1 protein-coding gene is annotated in these 511 nt (G+C 70.3%); it reads right to left on the bottom strand.

Annotated features, from left to right (window positions below):
* On the bottom strand, window positions 1-511 hold a 511-nt coding region (locus tag ACO1BU_RS37735), incomplete at both ends, for a hypothetical protein (RefSeq protein WP_424140954.1).

The following is a 511-nucleotide window of genomic DNA, read 5'->3' as shown; positions in this document are numbered from 1 at the left end:
CCGGGGTGTCGAGCGAGGCCGGGATCAGGGCGTCATCGATCACGAGGTGGTCGATGCCGTCCTGGAAGTCGGTGATGGTGGCCGCGTAGAAGGCCTCCGGCGTCAGGACGAAGCTGTCCGCCCCGGCCCCGCCGGTGATGGTGGCGACATTGCCCCCGATCACCACCGTGTCCGCCCCGCCGCTGCCGGTGAAGCTGAAGCGGTAGCCGTCGATGCCGAGGCTGCCCGCATCCAGGCTGACGCTCGTGGCCCCGCTGGCGGCCACGCGGACATTGCCGTCGGTGAAGGCGGCCTTGGCCTCCTCGCCGAGGGTGAGGCTGTAGGTGCCGGCGCCGATCGAGATGCCCTCGATATTCGAGACCTGGGTGAAGGCCGCATCCGCCAGCGTGCCGCCGCCCAGCAGGCGGATCGCGTCATAGCCCGCGCCGCCATCCACCGTGTCGCCCGCGGTCAGGGCACCGTTGTTGAAGACGATGGTGTCGTTGCCCGCGCCGCCCTTGAGGATGTCGTC

Origin of the sequence: Roseomonas chloroacetimidivorans (genome assembly GCF_049629625.1) — a bacterium.
Classification (GTDB): domain Bacteria; phylum Pseudomonadota; class Alphaproteobacteria; order Acetobacterales; family Acetobacteraceae; genus Roseomonas; species Roseomonas chloroacetimidivorans.
This window is presented reverse-complemented; position numbering and strand designations above follow the sequence as displayed.